This is a genomic window from Aneurinibacillus aneurinilyticus ATCC 12856 (assembly GCF_000466385.1).
GTDB lineage: Bacteria > Bacillota > Bacilli > Aneurinibacillales > Aneurinibacillaceae > Aneurinibacillus > Aneurinibacillus aneurinilyticus.
Window position 1 is genome coordinate 1 of the sequence record NZ_KE952715.1, and the last position, 15,490, is coordinate 15,490.

The window sequence follows — 15,490 nt, forward strand, 5'->3', positions numbered from 1 at the left end:
TTTCCTCCACCTTATGGATAATCAACAGGCGTGACAAAAACCGATTCCCTAACATACAGGAGATCGGTTTTTTCCACGTAGGAAATCGCACCGGACATTCATGGATTAAGTAATGATGTATTGGACATGCCATGGTCCAAAGTAAAAAAAGGTACAAAACGTCTGGCAAAAGCCTTACAAAAACAAAACGTGGAAGCAGAAGAATTATTCAATATTCTTATAGATACGGAACAAGCTAATGAGAAGGATTTGCCAGACACGGGCGTAGGAAAAGAGATGGAGCGTATTCTTTCGCCTTTATTCATCGAAAGCCCCCAATATGGTACCCGCTCCATGACAGTTCTTTCTATAGATAACGATAATAATGTTATGTTTACTTAAAAGTCGCTAGTAACCGAAAAAATGGAGTGGCGGTCCACTCGTTTCTCTTTTTCAGTCATTTGAATATATATAGCCACTGTGGCGAATCTGTGTTTTTTCGATTGAATAGGTTTTTATATTAATAATCACTCCGCTGTCTTTTTTCTTGATGCTCTCTGCTACGGGCTAGAGAAACAAGCTGTAGTCAAAAGAGTGGGCATTCACTATAATAATATATAAAAATGATAATGATTATCATTTTTATATATTATTGCAATTGAGGTGTGAAATGTATGGGCATGACTGATTTTCACCAAAACTTTAATCGTTTTTTTGATGAACTTCAATTACAGCGACAAAGGGCAGACCGGACGGAAAAAATGGCCCTTCACCCACAAATGGGGGAGGGGGCTATTCAACGTTTTGTACCTCGTCCTGATTTAGAGATCGTTATTTCAAAATACAAGCTTTATCAAAAACATAAAGCAAATATTTTCACTGAAGCACCCATGGTGGAGCTTAACTATTGTCTTCAAGGCAGGAGAAAAACAGTTGGCTCAGATTTTCAGCACGAATTTGCCCCTGGCAATTACACATTACAATTCACCCGTCAGGTGGATGCCTGTTTCGAATTGAATGAACACCAGCCTCTTTTAATGCTGAGTATCGGCCTGCCTGTTTCAACTTTCCATCGCTTTATGGAAGAGTTGAATGGTACGAGAACCATTGATTTTTCCCATATTCTTGGAAGACATTCTTTCCGTATATTTCAGAATGCCATTGATCCATCAGCTTCCGTTATCCTAAAACAGATTCTTAGAGCAGCTGAAAGGCATGATACCAAAAATTTTGAAATAGAATGTGGTGCTTTAGAGCTTCTATCTTTGGCTTTTCGGTCTTTTTTATTTGATGATAAGCAGGAATTATCGATACTATCTAAAAGCGATATGCAGAAAATCCGGCAAGCACGGGAAATTCTTCTTGAACGCATGACAAATCCACCTACGCTTGTCGAATTGTCTCGATTAATCCATCTGAATGACTATAAACTTAAAATAGGCTTTAAAGAAATATATGGAATGACTGTGTTTAGTTATTTACGAAATAAACGGTTGGAGAAAGCTTTCTTTTTATTACAAAATGGCAGCATGAATGTAAATGAAGTATCCTGCGCTGTAGGCTATTCCAATCCAAGCTATTTTGCAGAAGCGTTTCGGAAACAATTCGGATGTAATCCGGGAGAATTCACTCGACGTTTCTGACTATAATATATTCAGTAAAAAAAGCCTGAACACTCGTAGTGTTTCAGGCTTTTCCTAGCTTTTCCATGAGATGAAAACACCTATGTGTGTGTGGCTTTAGCAGCTTTCATTCGTAGCTTCCGCTGAACAAAAAAAAGAACACCTCCGAAAAGAACTGCCGCAAATCCGAAGGGTAAAAATATGTTTCGCATCTGATACAGAATACTGCCGAACAACGGACCCGCTGCCATCCCCATAAAACGGAAGAAATTATACGCACCAACCGCCGTAGCTCTTTCCTTAGCAAATGCATCCATTAATAATACGGTCTGAACAGGCTGTGAAAGACCGAGAAATAAGCCAAACAAAACAAGCGAGATGATAACGTATATTAATGAGAATTTAACTGCAAGCATAAACAAAACAATCGATAACGCATGAAGCGAAGAAGTTATCATCAGAATTTTACGTGCCTCCATTTTCTCCTGAAGCCGGCCCCCTGTATAACTGCCTACTACAATCATCAACGATAGCGGAAGAAATACCAATCCTTTTTCTGCCGGTCCAAGTCCGTACTCTGTGGAAAGAATTTGCGGCAGAAAAGCCAAAAAGTTGTGAAAGGCGTAGAACTGAATAAAACCGAGCAAAGTGACCGAAAGCCCGATGGGGTGTAGCATAACAGAAAAAAGTCGCCGGACGCCAAAAGATGTGACTCCATCAAGGTCATTCGGCCTTGTTTCCGGAAGATAACGTGCATTTGCGAGCCATGTAAGGGTTCCTGTGACAGCCAATATCATAAATACGCCCCAATAACCCATATGTTCGCCAACCCATCCGCCGATAACGGGACCGAGCACAGGGCCGAGAGCTACAAGCATCTGAAAAACTCCCATCGCCCGTCCACGCTGCTTCCCCTCAAATAAATCGCTGACAACCGTTGTAGCTACAATCGAACCGGCGGCGATACCAGCCGCCTGCAATACACGGAACAGCAAAAACCATGATACTGAAGGAGAAAACGCACAGCCAATAGAAGCCCCTATGTAGATAAGAATGCCAGCCAGCAGAATACGCCGTCTTCCTTTCGTATCGATTAAGGGTCCGTACACCATCTGCATAACCGCAAGCGTGACTGTAAACGCAGAAAGACTCATGTTAATAAGAAAGGAAGTCGTATGAAAGTCTTTTTGGATTTCCGGAAGGATAGGAACATAAATATTTTGCGTAAAAGGGCCAAGAAAAGCGGCGAATGAAACAAGATAAATAATTAGTTTAGTATTCATTACAAATTCCTCTCTGCTGCAGTTATATTTTTGTTTTAGTCAGCAGTCCACTCTACCTTTTATCATACCAAAAGGGAAAGAAAAGAAAATTATGTAACTCTCCTGCATTATCACATTTCTCAAGACGAAGACGGAGGTTTTATCTCGCTTGGGTCTGACATGTCTCTCCGCCGCGCGAAGGAGAGAAAATCCATCTGCCGCAAGTGTTCACAAAACTGCTATCACGGTACCATTAGAGACGTAGAGGAAAACACCACACAATCACAAAGAAAGAAAGGACGAGCAAAATGGAACAAAAAAGAAAATCCCGCAAACGGCGCGGCTGGGTGCTGCTGGGTATCGGTGCTCTGATTCTGATGGGCACCTTGCACCTCGACTTCTTAATCCCACTTCTTATTGGAGGCTTTCTTCTTGTAACAGGATGGAGAATGTTGAAGAGAAATACAGGCGGCGATTGGTGGCAATCAACCGAACCAAGTGTCTATCCTTCTAGCACACCACAAGCACCGATGTACAATATGGACGCCCTGGACGAATGGGAAAAACAACTTAACAACAAAAAATAAGGGAGGAAATACAAATGGGTATTTTTAAACGAATCGAAACCATCACTACAGCAACAATGCATCAAGTACTGGATCAGGTTGAAAACCCGGTAGCGATGCTTAACCAATATATGCGGGACATGGAACAGGAAATTTCACAGGCAGAAGTAGCCATCGCCCGCCAGGTAGCACAGGAAAAAAATTGGGAAATACTAATCAAAGAAGCGGAAGGTCGAATTGCTAAGCGCACGCGCCAGGCTGAGCTTGCAGTAGCGGAAGGGGAAGACTCCATCGCTCGCCAAGCATTGACTGATAAACAGCAGTGCGAGGCACGGAAAGATGAATATACAGGCCTGCTGGAAGAATCACGCCAGCGCACCGTCCAATTGCGCGAGCAGCTGCAGGAGCTAAAGGACAAATTCTATGAGATGCGCAATAAGAAAGCAACGCTTATCTCCCGCGCTCGTGTCGCCAAAACGAGCAAAAGCATGCATACGGCGCTCCATTCGATTGACACAGAAAGTGCTGCAAAAGGATTTTCACGCATGGAGGAAAAAATTGCGATGCTGGAGGCAGATGCTGAAGCGAGCCGTACCATTCGTTTTTCCTATCAACCATACGTGTCGCAGCATGCAGAGCCAAATCCTCAAGTAGAAGCAGAGCTTGCCCGCCTGCGGGCTGCACGTTCGGAAGTGGCAGACGCCTAGGCGTAAGCCCAGCTAAAATAATGTTGTTCGTGCTTTTTCCACAAAAGAAAAATTAGCCTTCCTTCTCATCCAGTAACCTTTTTAGCTCGCGGTATATTGCCACGATATCATCGAGCTTCATCCGAACCAGTCCACTGGAAGAAGGGGCGACAAACTCCAGTATACCAGGAACGACGGGCTCTAGCTGTCTCCCCCAACCAGCATCGCGCCGCCCGCTGTATTCCTGGTATACGCCTTTTCCCACGAAACAGACGGCTCGGGGGCGGAGACGTTCGATTTTCTTGCGCAAAATCATTCGTCCTTCCCGGTATTCTTCTCTTGTAATATCTGCCGCACTACGTGTGGGCCGGGCAACGATATTCGTAAAGCCTAGACCGTGCGCAAGCAAGTCCCGGTCTTCCTCTGGACGATATTTACGCGGAGTAAAACCGGACCGGTGCAGAATCGTCCAGAACCGGTTATGCGGGTTGGCGTAATGATGCCCCACTTCCCCTGAACGTAAACTTGGATTAAAGCCAACAAATAATACATCAAGATTTTCACGAAGATGATCAGGAATCGGTTGTATCATAGTTGCCTCCTTATGCTATATTGAGCTTATAGATTTTTCGAAAGAGAAAGGAGCTCTCATGGATCATAAATTATACTATATTGCCTGAATTGCCGGCACAAGCCGAAGTCAGCAAGAAAAAAATGTAATAAATCTATTTACAACATAAAGTTCTCCACGTATAATGAAAATTGAAATTAATTTGAAAAAGGAGGTCGGAAAATATGATGACAGTTCAGAACACATTTTCTATCGCTGTTGGTTTTTGTAATGTTGGCGTGGCTCACAAATTGAATATTTTTCGACCTCGACGGTTTCTGATATAGTTGCTTCAGGAGCTTCTTGTACACTTTTTTGATAAGAGATGCCGTAGGTCTTTAGGGTTGATCTGCGGCTTTTTTGTGCCTATTTTTACACATTGTGCCGCGATCCCCGTTTGGATCTGCGGCATTTTTTATATTGTTTACACAATGATAGGGAGGGAACGTCTATGTTGCGAGAAAACTTTTTACTGGCTTGGCTATTACGAGAGGAAGGCCACACATGAAACGTTCAGCGCTATTTGCAATATGTAAAGGAGGAGTCAGGCATGTTAACCATTCATTTTATTTTCTTCACCATAACGATTTCCAAACGTGTGAAAAACCATGAACAAATGTCTCACGACGCACACGTTGATGAGAAAATGCGTCAAATGCAAGAGAAGCGATATGAATATACTCGCTTCCTGCTATAAAATTTGAGCGGAAACATCGAACCGCAAAACTTCTGACATAAATAGAGCAAAGCAAACGATCAAAAAAAGGCAAAGGAAAGCGGGTGGAAACTGCTATACCTTTGCCTTTTTTTGATTTAGGTGGATTGAGCGTTACAAAAATAAAAATAGAAAATTCATTCTTTTAATCGCTCGTTTAATTATATATTAAGCACTTCTTCTACTGGTTTATCCTTTTCGATATGAATTATCCTGTTCTTTGCGGCACACTTCATAAAATGATGTAATAAGCAGCTCTTCCCCGTCTTCCAGCACAAAATACATATCTTCACCACTTCGCTTCGTACCAACAATACGCATACCGGAAAAACGTTCGGTAAAGGCACGTTCAAACGCTGTGTCCTTGTATGCCTGAATGTCGCGTGCCATCGCCTCTATACCGAATTGTTCAAGGCATCTACGGATAACAATTGCCTCACTATAACTTCCAAAGAAGTCAGTGATCGACTGCCAGTACGAACGTCCGCCTAATTGACTGTACACTTTCCACGAATCCGAGCCGACGCTATCTTCATATGTAAAACAATAATCTGTTCCGCGCCATTCAATGAGAAACTCCATTGCGAGTTTTTTAGACGAGTGTACAGACGCATCCTTGAATTCGAGCGTATAAAGAAAGTCAAAGCCGCGCTCGGATAACTGCGGGACACGCTTGTCCTTTGTTCGTTCGATGTAGCTTCTCCATTCTTCACTCCATTTTCCTGCCGCTTCATTCATCGGGCTTCATCACTCCTATATCGCAAAACGCCTATACAAGTATTTCTTTACCCTAGCATACAACTTATAACGCAGCAATCCGAACATTTGCTACTTCCATCAATCTTCCATCCTTTCCATATATTATAGATAGAAGTGACTCTTAAACTCGCTTACAATAGTGAGTGGAAAAGGAGGGAGAAAATGAAAAAAACAGCAATGACTATAGTACTTACCACCTTTCTTCTTGGAGCAGCTGGAGCGCAACCGTCCGAAGCCGCATCCATCCCCGTTCCGGTTAACGGAAAAGCGGTGTATACAAACAGCTTTATCCAGAATGATTACATGATGGTACCTGCGGAATTTTTCATGAATGCAGGTGTACAAGTAGGATGGAACGAAAACTATCATTCAGTCACCTTAAAAAAAGGAGATATGATTATCGGGCTTCCATCTGGCAAAAACTACGCAGATATATACACGAATCAAAGCGGTACATGGAAACGAGAATACTTAAAAACAACAACAACAGACCGCAAAGAAGGGACATATATTCCGCTGCGTTATGCGGCCGAAAAACTCGGTTTTACTCTCAGCGGCAACAGCCCTGCTACAGTTTCCCTTTCCACACAGCAAGCGGCATCGAAACTTTCTGCGCAGTCTAAAGACACAGAAAATTCTGGATATAAACAAGAGGAGTTATACTGGCTCTATCAACTAACGGAAGCGGAAGCTGGCGGTGAACCGTATGAAGGCAAAATTGCTGTGGCAGCATCGGTACTAAACCGGGTGCATAGTCCGGAATGGCCCAATACATTAAAAGCGGTTATCTTCCAGGTTGATACATTCAATGGGAAAAGCTATCATCAGTATTCTCCCGTATTAGATAAACGTATCTACAACGTACAACCATCCAAAGAAACGATCGCAGCCGTACAGGAAGCGCTGCACGGAAAAGATCCCAGCCAATCGGCTCTTGTTTTTTATAACCCGGACAAAACGGACAACCAGTGGGTCCGCTCCCGTCCCGTGACTGTAAAAATAGGAAGCCATGTGTTCTCGAAATAAACATTGCACGGTACCGAAAATAAAAAATACCCCGGCTTTTTTACATAAGCCGGGGCGTTTCTTATTTCAGGTCACCAAAATATTGTTTGTAGATTTCATCGTATTTTCCGCTAGCTTTTACTTTCTTCAACGCTTTATTTACTTGCTTCATCATTTCTTTATTTTCTTTGTTGGTCATGATACCGTAATTTTCTTTCGGAATATTCGGATCGTCAAACGTCACATAGCCAGGCTTCGGGTTCTTTTTCATATGTTCCATTAAATATGCATTGTCTGCCACCACAACATCAACTCGCTTGTTATACAAGTCTTCGACCATGCTCGGCATTTCCTCATACTGCAAAATATCCTTATTCGTCTTGCCCAGCAGATCCTGCATGATAAGTGCTCCTGTGGTAGAGGTCATAACACCGACTTTATGTCCTTTAATATCCTGCAACGTTTTGATCGGTGATCCTTTCGGCACAAGGATAAGCTGCTTGGCCTGGAAATACGGCTCAGAGAATAAGTACAGTTTCTTCCGCTCCGGTTTGATCGTAATGCCCGATATGGCAAGCTGTGCCTTTCCGCTTTTGATTTCTTCAAATACGCCATCCCAGCTTGTGTTCTTAATCTCTACGTTCCAGCCCATTTCTTTTGCCATTTCGTTTATTAAATCGACTTCAAAGCCGATCGGCTTTCCGCTTGGATCCATATATTCAAACGGAGGGAACTCAGCGTGCATCACAACCGTATACGCCTTCTTATTTGGTTCTGCGGCACTCTGTCCTTCTTTTGTTCTGGCTGGAGCGCTTGCTTGCTGTTCCGATTTGCTACTACAGGCGACCGCCAGCAAGCCCATGATGATGATAAGAAATACAATGCCCGCATGCTTCATAAATTTCATTAATGTACCCCCTGAGTTATATAGTTTTGATAATTAGAAAAAATTATATACAAGATAGAGACAGGTTGGCAATCCGTCAAAAGAAAAAAATTTCCGAAACTTTTTCTTTCGGCAGTCGTCTGAGAGGGTGGAGTACGCTCTCAGACAAGAATGCCCTTTTTTTTCATATCTATAATAGGTACAATATAAAGAAAACAACATAGCTATTGACTACTATAATTCCCCTCCCGCATCCAATGATATGAGAGGGGATATGCTTTGCCTGCATAATAAAATGGGTAAGGCAAGATGATTCCACAACAGAAATGGATGATTTTGATATGAGCGAGGAGCTGCTAATGAGTAAAAGTCTACAGACATTCACTGAAAAAATTGTAGAGAAGCGCTACGAATTGGCCGAACGAATCACACAGGAACAAAACAAGAAATACCCTGAGCTTGTTTCGCTAGCTGACAAATTGAAAGGGTTCCGCATTGATTTGGTTCAGCTGTACGGCGAAACACTCTCAATGGATGAAGAAGAACGCAATGTGCGTCTTATGGAGTGGGGGGAAGAAACTGGAACAGCATGTGCTATGCTCGGTGCGACTCTCGATTCGATGCTGCATGAGGTCTCGCATTATCGGGTGGCCATCGGTGAAGTCATTCGTGACGAAGCTGAAAAAAGCAATCTGTCCTTACAGGAATTCTACGAGGTCATTTCCCGCTTCGATGCGATTATGAACGTGGTTGTTTATAGCTTTAGTTTGCCTTTCGTCCGCTATCATAATGAACAGATGAAAAAATCCCAGCTTGCGCTGCTTGAGCTATCTGTACCTGTCGTACCGGTTGCCCAAGGTGTAGCTGTGCTTCCGATTGTTGGTAATATTGATACACATAGGGCTAAGCTGTTAATGGAAGAGGCTTTGAAACGAAGTGCCGATTTGCGCCTGCACCATTTTATTCTTGATCTTTCTGGTGTACCAGTCATTGATACGATTGTGGCTCAGCAAATTTTTCAAATTATTAATGCATTGCGGCTTCTAGGTGTTGATGCAAAAATCAGCGGAATCCGGCCAGAAATCGCACAAACTGTTGTAAATTTAGGTATTGATTTCAGCAGGATCGGTACATTTGCCAATCTTCATCAGGCATTGGCTTCCATTGGAGTTACTTATAAACAACAAAAGTAAAAGAAGGGGAGACCGCACATTTGTTAAAGCGCAGTCTCCCTTTGTACGTTAGTAAGATTATCTATGGGCATCATAATCACATTTGGTAATTGGCTAAAGTATCATAATATAAACAGTTTTAAGTGCTGGAGTTCACTCAAAGCTAGCGAATTGAAGCTGATTTTCTTTAAAACAACACATTCAGTTATATAACAGTATTTATTTTTCTCTTTTATAGTATTACAATAAGAGTGTGAAGATTGTCTCTATTTCATCTGTTCTAGGAGTATCATATGCAGAAAAAAAGAAAAACAGGAGTGGATTGTATGGGTACACTTATGCGTGCTGATTTCCATCATTTAATGCGTGAAGAGGCCAGCCGCCTGCTGTCGTATATCAAAAATGAGACGGACCAGAACCGGAAGTACCAACTGTGCAGTATGCTTCTCGAAATTTACGAAGAGTTGGATATCGATGTACAAGAAAATGCCTCATTTTGGGGAGATATCCAGATTAATTACCGAGATGTTGTCGGCCATTTGTCATAGGCAGTACAATAAACCTTTTCCGTTTAGTCGGGAAAGGTGTTTTTTTATGCTTGCTTAATAATTCTACAGCACAACGGTTATTATGGTAAGGAAGCCTACAACAATTCTATGTTCTGGCAGAAAAGGGTGGGTGTGTCTTTTTTCTTGTCTCTCATTACAAAGATATTATATACATACAACTGTCACGCACACTTTGAAATTTGTACACAAATTACACACAATTTATCTTTATAATAGATAAGTATATAAAAAACTTTTTAATACCGTTAATAGGGTTACCATACTACCAACTTCAAGTAAAACACAAAAACTATTTACATAAGGAGAGAGTTATGGTTGTGGCAAGAAAAGGCATGCAGTATGCAGGGTTGATTTGTTTGCTCCTGCTGAGTATCACAGGAGTATTCATAGGACCTGCATCCGTAGCAGCGAACCCGGAACCGGAGAAAACCGTTCCGGCTAAAAAAGAATATAGCCTGGCAGAATCGTCTCCGAAAGATGGTTCTTTGTTGGATGCCTCCCCAAAAGAGGTGCGGCTTATATTTAATGAACCTTTCAACATTGAATATACTACCATTTTTGACAATCGAAACAGGGAATACAGCACAGGGCGCTTTACAGTCAATCCGAACGATCCGCGCCAAGTTATTCTGAAACCAGCCAGAGAATTGGCGCCCGGTACATACGGTGTGGAATGGTACGGTAAAGCACCGGTATCTAACGGAAAGGCAAAGGAAATAAAGGGACAGCTTTACTTTGCTGTACAGAGCTTGTCTCCGCCTCCCAAAAGTGGAGGTGCAGGATTGCTTGAGCAATTAAGCGGTGAAACCTTGCCAGGCTGGATTGCTTTTTTCGGCATGCTTGTTTCGTTTGGAGGAACGCTGTTCGTTCAATTTATCGCACGGAATAACGATGTGCATAAACGCTGGCAATACTGGCAAATTCCAATTTATTTTCTTACAGCAACAGCCGTAATGATCTTGTTCTTCGTCCGTAAGTCTGCACTACCGGAAATTTCGATAAACGAACTGGCGGGATTGCATATCGGATGGGTACCACTCGTACAATTCCTTGTTTTCGCCCTGATTTTCGGAATTACTTATACCCGTTGGACTTTACCGTTTCTTGGAGCTATGCTGGCGCTAAATACACTGGTCGGTCACTCGAACTCGTCCGAATACGGCGGCTGGCTGGCTATGATGATGAATACACTGCATTTATTCGCTTTAGCCATCTGGTTCGGCGGTCTATTCGCCCTGCTGGTTCTGGCACCAAAAGAAGGTAAGGGAGCATGGTTTAAAGAAAAAGGCGCTGTATTCTCGCGTTGGGCCCTCATCAGCATGCCCGTTATTGTGCTAACAGGTATTGGCATGACTATTGAGTATATTCCATCATGGAATGACTTCATCGGCAGCGCCTGGGGAATCTCGGTGCTTGCAAAATCTGGACTGGTCATCGCTATTATATTGCTTGGTTATATGCAAATGCACTATATAAAAAAGGGAGGGGAAAAAGGGACTGTCTGGTTTGCGAGAAGAACCAAATGGGAACTCTGGCTTGGTATGGCAACTCTGCTCGTAGCCGCAGCGCTAGTTAATTTCATACCGCTTGCATCAGGCATTACTAATTCACCGGCCCAGCTAACCAAAGAGGGAGTAACAGCGCATATGGCCGTATCTCCATTCGTTTCCGGCTTTAATGATGTAAATATCCGCTTCGAGAATGCGCCTCCGCTTCGAGATGTGTATGTACGATTTGTAGGGTCATCGGAATATACTCCGGTAAACCGTGCCTTCGATCTTGGAGAGGGGCGATACCGTATCTCCGGCGATCAATTGCGCTCACCAAGCACGACATATATTCGTGTAGAAGCGATTGCACAGGATGGACATACTATCGTATTTACATTCCCGCCACGGGGCGAAGCTGTAAGCAATACACAATAGATAAGTCACCGTATTGTCAAAAAAGAAGGGCCGCCGCAATGAATGGGGCGGTCCGTTTCTTATTCAAAAGCAGACGCGAGAATCAAAACGACGCGTTCTGGAGGCAACTCGCTTGCTGCAGGCTGATTATTCTCCGATAGAAAGGAAAGAACGACCGGAAAATTCCGTCCGCTTATGCTTGAGAACGGTGACAGCTCATGTGCCAGCATCCAGGTACCATTTGCCGTCTCAAGCTTTTGCAGTGTCCGCACAGCCGCTTCAAGCGGTTCGTATCCGTACATGTATCCGTTGGTGCTGCCATTGAATATAAAACCGGGGGCACGCCAGGAATGGGGTGTATCTGCCCACATATAACCAGGATACCATACATCATAGTACCATCCTTGCTCTGCTTCTGCTGACACAAGCTGGATTTTCTCCTTGTCCAGCCGATTGCGCACTTGGGGATGCAGCCACATATCGTCCTTGATTTCTTCGTTAAATGCCGGAATTTTTAATGTTTTTGCAAGCGAAGCTTTAACGAGTGTAGAAGGAATATGATAGTGGGCAAACCGGGCATGAACCTCCCGACGAAGGATACCGCCAGACTCGACCCGGTTCACTGACTGTTGCAGCGCTTCCATTCCTTGCACCACACGAACATCATCCGTCCGGCCTTCAAGCAAGGAGAATGTTTGCTTAAAGCATGCCTCATATACATGCTGTGTATCTGTTTTTTTTGCTTTTAAGTCGTCCATTAGTACGGTCAGGCCTTGATATAGTATTTGGGCCGCATGATTACCCCAGTTGGAGAAATCACCCATCTCTGCAGCCTGGATTATTGTCTCCCGGTGCAGCATTGCCTGTTTGCTATGTACAAGAGTAAATACGGCGAGTACCCCATCGACATCTACATGGTTATTAATCGCCAGATCCCATCCGTCCGTATCATTTTGACTAATGAAGTTCATGCAGATTTCGGTTGAAGTATCGGCTGCATACACATCAGGGGTCGTGTTGGGAAGCCAGTGGCTAAGCTCCACGTCTATTCCGGGACGGAATGTGGCATCCGGTGCTCCATCCGTAAAAATCGTCCGACGGCTCACCGGACGTTCTGTCTTGCTGCCAAGAATATAAAAGTGGGGAATCATGGTATGTATCCTCCTTCTTTTTCTTTCACAATACGCCCAAGTTTTAGCTTCGTCAACGACAGAAGAAGACAACAAGATGTACTTGCCTTCTCCTTCTTTAGGTGTAAAGGCATATATTGGGGATAAAGAAAAAGGAAAACTAATGAAATAGTTGGATTTGATATATCCCATTGTGTTACTCTTAAAGATGGTATTGCAGTAATGGAGGGAATAAAAAGAGGTGGAGCAATGGAGTTATCCGTTGCTGTTCTTGTAGGAAAAGCGGGGATTATATGGAGCAACAACTGGGCGAATGGCTTGGTCATTACGGATATATCGGCATTATACTGGCTTTGGTAGGCGGTATTGTCGGCCTGCCGATTCCGGATGAAGTGTTAATGACGTTTGTCGGTTACAATATATTTCTCGGAAGAATGGATTATGTGCTGGCTCTTGTATGTGCCAGCTTTGGTTCTATAACAGGTGTAACCGTTAACTATATACTCGGCCGCAAGCTTGGCCTGCCGTTTTTACGCAAATTCGGTCCAAAGTTCGGTATTAACAACAAAAAAATAGCTTATACTCGAAGATTATTCCGTAAATTCAACGCATTTTTACTGTTTATCGGCTACTTTATTCCGGGTGCCCGGCATCTAACTCCATATTTGGCGGGTATCTCGAAGCTTCGTTTCTACAAATTTGCGCTATACGCATATACAGGCGGGTTATTTTGGTCATTCACCTTTATCACATTAGGGTGGAAGTTAGGGGAGAAGTGGTCTGTATTCGAACACCGGATGGTAGAATATAAACCGTATGTGATTTTGGCTATTGCCTGTGTGTTGCTCATTATATTTTTGTATGTAAAGTTTGTGCGCAAGACCAGTTCGTAATTCCATGGTCTCCTGCCGCACTACTAAAAAACCGGAACACTATGTATATATAGGACATTCCGGTTTTTTTATTATTTTTTGAGGGGTGCCCGGATGCATATATAAAGGAGGAAACATCTGGAGGAGCGCCGTCCTGAGCTGTACTGAATCGGACGGGCTTTTCTACAAAAAATGAAAGGATGGAGAAATGTCGGATCTCCCCATCCCTAAAATTTAAATGGTGACAGAGGGGCGTTTGTTTTTCCATGGACAAGCTTGTTCAAGCTGACCCGCCAAGTTAAGAAGCGTTGCCTCGTCAGCAAAGCGTCCGGCAAACTGCATACCGATAGGCAGTCCTTGACTGCTCCATCCTAATGGCAGAGAGATAGCAGGCTGTCCGGTTGTGTTGAATAGGTTTGTAAACGGCGCAAATGTGAATACTTGTTTAGTCCACTGTTCTGCATCTATTCCTGATGCGTTTGAATTAAGCTCACCAATATGCAGGGGAGGGCACGCTGTCGTAGGTGACAATAATACGTCATATTGCATAAAAAATTTTCCAACAGATCTAGAAATCATATTTTGAATCTCTATAGCCTCCAAAAGTTCAGAGGCTTTCATCCTCTGACCAAGCTGGTAGCAGGCCCAGCTTGCTGTCTCAAGATTTTCTTCAGAAGGGGTTCTTTTTAGCGCATTAGCTACCCCGTTCATCATCTGATGCAGATTAGCTGCCCAGATGCGGAGCGTGGCAAGAAAATGCAATTCTTCATCTATCACAGGAGCAGCTTCAACCATTTCGTGTCCGAGTTCCTGACAAAGCTGTATTGTTTCGTGGAGAGCCTTCACGCATTCTTGATCTACCATCGCACCATTAAGAGGCTTATCCATCCAGGCGATACGGAGTCGCCTGGGGGGCGATAGTACTTCCCGAAGATAAGAACGTTTTGGTCTTTCCGCCCACGCATAGGAACCTATATCTGGTCCTGCGACAGTATCCAGCAATGCAGCCGTATCACGAACGCTTTTTGTTACCGCGAATTCAACGGCAAAGCCGCTCAGAAGCTCCCCGGAATCCGGTCCGTTCGGAATCCGCCCGCGTGTTGGCTTTAAGCCAACGAGTCCATTGCAAGCTGCCGGTATACGAATGGAGCCGCCACCATCGTTAGCATGAGCTAAAGGCACGATTCCTGCCGCAACCGCGGCGCTAGAGCCTCCACTTGACCCGCCTGCACTTTTTTCGATGTTCCACGGATTGCGGGTAGGGCCATGCAAAACGCTTTCCGTCGTTGAACTATATCCGAATTCAGGAGTCGTTGTTGTGCCAATGGTTACAAGGCCGACACGACGAAACCTTGTCATCAATTCGGTATCATGTGCAAATGTTAGCCCTTCAGCAAGACGACTTCCTATATTAATAGGAACGCCGGCAGCATGCAGCCCCATTTCTTTTATAAGAAACGGAACGCCCATAAACGGACCTGTAGACAATCCCTTGTTTATTTCCTCTTCCGATTGTTCACTTAGTACGCTAACAATCGCATTAAGTTTGGGGTTCAGCATTTCAATTCCTTGTAGTGCTATATCTTTGAGCTCCTTTGGCGTCACCTCTTTTTTTCTGACCAGTTCAGCAAGTCCCAATCCGTCAAATGATGAATATTCAGATATGTTCACAGCTTCATGCCTCCTTTTTGTGAGAAAGAATTGCTTTCTATTTTTATTATTGCAAGGAGTGCCTACCTATCCAATTACTAAA

At 43.6% G+C, this 15,490-nt stretch carries 16 protein-coding genes; 10 read left to right on the plus strand and 6 right to left on the minus strand.

What is annotated here, in order from left to right; translation table 11 throughout:
- Positions 1 to 96: 96 nt before the first annotated feature.
- Entirely contained in the window at positions 97 to 381 is a 285-nt protein-coding gene (locus HMPREF0083_RS26190; protein WP_262360648.1) for an NRDE family protein, read from the plus strand.
- A 272-nt stretch (positions 382 to 653) separates the two neighbouring features.
- Positions 654 to 1,622 carry a helix-turn-helix transcriptional regulator gene (locus tag HMPREF0083_RS05130; RefSeq protein WP_021620041.1) on the plus strand — a complete coding sequence of 323 codons (969 nt, stop codon included), beginning with the start codon at positions 654 to 656 and terminating at the stop codon, positions 1,620 to 1,622.
- 80 nt (positions 1,623 to 1,702) lie between these two features.
- Here HMPREF0083_RS05130 and HMPREF0083_RS05135 read toward each other — a convergent pair whose 3' ends face one another.
- On the minus strand, positions 1,703 to 2,884 hold the full coding sequence (locus tag HMPREF0083_RS05135) for an MFS transporter (RefSeq protein ID WP_021620042.1): 1,182 nt from the start codon (positions 2,882 to 2,884) through the stop codon (positions 1,703 to 1,705).
- A 287-nt stretch (positions 2,885 to 3,171) separates the two neighbouring features.
- Between HMPREF0083_RS05135 and HMPREF0083_RS05140 the strand changes: the two genes are divergently transcribed.
- Complete coding sequence (locus HMPREF0083_RS05140; protein WP_021620043.1) at positions 3,172 to 3,450, plus strand: hypothetical protein; 279 nt, start codon at positions 3,172 to 3,174, stop codon at positions 3,448 to 3,450.
- A gap of 14 nt (positions 3,451 to 3,464) precedes the next feature.
- Positions 3,465 to 4,136, plus strand: coding sequence for a PspA/IM30 family protein (locus tag HMPREF0083_RS05145; RefSeq protein WP_021620044.1), 672 nt, complete (start codon positions 3,465 to 3,467; stop codon positions 4,134 to 4,136).
- A gap of 52 nt (positions 4,137 to 4,188) precedes the next feature.
- Here the strand turns inward: HMPREF0083_RS05145 and HMPREF0083_RS05150 are convergent, their stop codons facing one another.
- Positions 4,189 to 4,704, minus strand: a complete 516-nt coding sequence (locus tag HMPREF0083_RS05150; RefSeq protein WP_040301572.1) for a mismatch-specific DNA-glycosylase — start codon at positions 4,702 to 4,704, stop codon at positions 4,189 to 4,191.
- Positions 4,705 to 5,275: 571 nt separating this feature from the next.
- On the opposite strand from HMPREF0083_RS05150, the gene HMPREF0083_RS26995 reads away from it, so the two are divergent.
- Positions 5,276 to 5,422 (plus strand): YrzI family small protein, encoded by a 147-nt coding sequence (locus HMPREF0083_RS26995; RefSeq protein WP_021620046.1) that lies wholly within the window; start codon positions 5,276 to 5,278, stop codon positions 5,420 to 5,422.
- Between the two features lie 207 nt (positions 5,423 to 5,629).
- On the opposite strand, the gene HMPREF0083_RS05155 is transcribed toward HMPREF0083_RS26995, so the two are convergent.
- Positions 5,630 to 6,178 carry a hypothetical protein gene (locus HMPREF0083_RS05155; protein ID WP_021620047.1) on the minus strand — a complete coding sequence of 183 codons (549 nt, stop codon included), beginning with the start codon at positions 6,176 to 6,178 and terminating at the stop codon, positions 5,630 to 5,632.
- 183 nt (positions 6,179 to 6,361) lie between these two features.
- Here HMPREF0083_RS05155 and HMPREF0083_RS26195 point away from each other — a divergent pair, with 183 nt between their 5' ends.
- A complete protein-coding gene (locus HMPREF0083_RS26195) occupies positions 6,362 to 7,225 on the plus strand; it encodes a cell wall hydrolase (RefSeq protein ID WP_051354541.1) in 864 nt (287 codons plus the stop codon).
- Between the two features lie 61 nt (positions 7,226 to 7,286).
- Here HMPREF0083_RS26195 and HMPREF0083_RS05165 read toward each other — a convergent pair whose 3' ends face one another.
- Positions 7,287 to 8,111 (minus strand): basic amino acid ABC transporter substrate-binding protein, encoded by an 825-nt coding sequence (locus tag HMPREF0083_RS05165; RefSeq protein WP_021620049.1) that lies wholly within the window; start codon positions 8,109 to 8,111, stop codon positions 7,287 to 7,289.
- Between the two features lie 338 nt (positions 8,112 to 8,449).
- On the opposite strand from HMPREF0083_RS05165, the gene HMPREF0083_RS05170 reads away from it, so the two are divergent.
- The 3 genes from HMPREF0083_RS05170 to HMPREF0083_RS05180 all read left to right on the plus strand — a co-directional run bounded on the left by HMPREF0083_RS05170 (position 8,450) and on the right by HMPREF0083_RS05180 (position 11,756).
- On the plus strand, positions 8,450 to 9,283 hold the full coding sequence (locus HMPREF0083_RS05170) for an STAS domain-containing protein (RefSeq protein WP_040301575.1): 834 nt from the start codon (positions 8,450 to 8,452) through the stop codon (positions 9,281 to 9,283).
- 272 nt (positions 9,284 to 9,555) lie between these two features.
- A complete protein-coding gene (locus HMPREF0083_RS05175) occupies positions 9,556 to 9,810 on the plus strand; it encodes a hypothetical protein (protein ID WP_021620052.1) in 255 nt (84 codons plus the stop codon).
- Positions 9,811 to 10,142: 332 nt separating this feature from the next.
- Positions 10,143 to 11,756, plus strand: coding sequence for a copper resistance CopC/CopD family protein (locus HMPREF0083_RS05180; RefSeq protein ID WP_040301556.1), 1,614 nt, complete (start codon positions 10,143 to 10,145; stop codon positions 11,754 to 11,756).
- 59 nt (positions 11,757 to 11,815) lie between these two features.
- Here the strand turns inward: HMPREF0083_RS05180 and HMPREF0083_RS05185 are convergent, their stop codons facing one another.
- The gene (locus HMPREF0083_RS05185; RefSeq protein WP_021620054.1) at positions 11,816 to 12,886 is read right to left on the minus strand and encodes a DUF6687 family protein; all 1,071 of its coding nucleotides are present in this window, start codon (positions 12,884 to 12,886) and stop codon (positions 11,816 to 11,818) included.
- 272 nt (positions 12,887 to 13,158) lie between these two features.
- Between HMPREF0083_RS05185 and HMPREF0083_RS05190 the strand changes: the two genes are divergently transcribed.
- A complete protein-coding gene (locus HMPREF0083_RS05190) occupies positions 13,159 to 13,758 on the plus strand; it encodes a DedA family protein (protein WP_021620056.1) in 600 nt (199 codons plus the stop codon).
- 213 nt (positions 13,759 to 13,971) lie between these two features.
- Here HMPREF0083_RS05190 and HMPREF0083_RS05195 read toward each other — a convergent pair whose 3' ends face one another.
- A complete protein-coding gene (locus HMPREF0083_RS05195; RefSeq protein ID WP_021620057.1) occupies positions 13,972 to 15,408 on the minus strand; it encodes an amidase in 1,437 nt (478 codons plus the stop codon).
- Between the last annotated feature and the right edge of the window lie 82 nt (positions 15,409 to 15,490).

Coding starts and splice junctions, on each gene's coding strand:
- HMPREF0083_RS05130 (WP_021620041.1), top strand. CDS start 654: ATGGGCATGACTGATTTTCACCAAAACTTTAATCGTTTTTTTGATGAA.
- HMPREF0083_RS05135 (WP_021620042.1), bottom strand. CDS start 2,884: ATGAATACTAAACTAATTATTTATCTTGTTTCATTCGCCGCTTTTCTT.
- HMPREF0083_RS05140 (WP_021620043.1), top strand. CDS start 3,172: ATGGAACAAAAAAGAAAATCCCGCAAACGGCGCGGCTGGGTGCTGCTG.
- HMPREF0083_RS05145 (WP_021620044.1), top strand. CDS start 3,465: ATGGGTATTTTTAAACGAATCGAAACCATCACTACAGCAACAATGCAT.
- HMPREF0083_RS26995 (WP_021620046.1), top strand. CDS start 5,276: ATGTTAACCATTCATTTTATTTTCTTCACCATAACGATTTCCAAACGT.
- HMPREF0083_RS05155 (WP_021620047.1), bottom strand. CDS start 6,178: ATGAATGAAGCGGCAGGAAAATGGAGTGAAGAATGGAGAAGCTACATC.
- HMPREF0083_RS26195 (WP_051354541.1), top strand. CDS start 6,362: ATGAAAAAAACAGCAATGACTATAGTACTTACCACCTTTCTTCTTGGA.
- HMPREF0083_RS05165 (WP_021620049.1), bottom strand. CDS start 8,111: ATGAAATTTATGAAGCATGCGGGCATTGTATTTCTTATCATCATCATG.
- HMPREF0083_RS05170 (WP_040301575.1), top strand. CDS start 8,450: ATGAGTAAAAGTCTACAGACATTCACTGAAAAAATTGTAGAGAAGCGC.
- HMPREF0083_RS05175 (WP_021620052.1), top strand. CDS start 9,556: ATGCAGAAAAAAAGAAAAACAGGAGTGGATTGTATGGGTACACTTATG.
- HMPREF0083_RS05180 (WP_040301556.1), top strand. CDS start 10,143: ATGGTTGTGGCAAGAAAAGGCATGCAGTATGCAGGGTTGATTTGTTTG.
- HMPREF0083_RS05185 (WP_021620054.1), bottom strand. CDS start 12,886: ATGATTCCCCACTTTTATATTCTTGGCAGCAAGACAGAACGTCCGGTG.
- HMPREF0083_RS05190 (WP_021620056.1), top strand. CDS start 13,159: ATGGAGCAACAACTGGGCGAATGGCTTGGTCATTACGGATATATCGGC.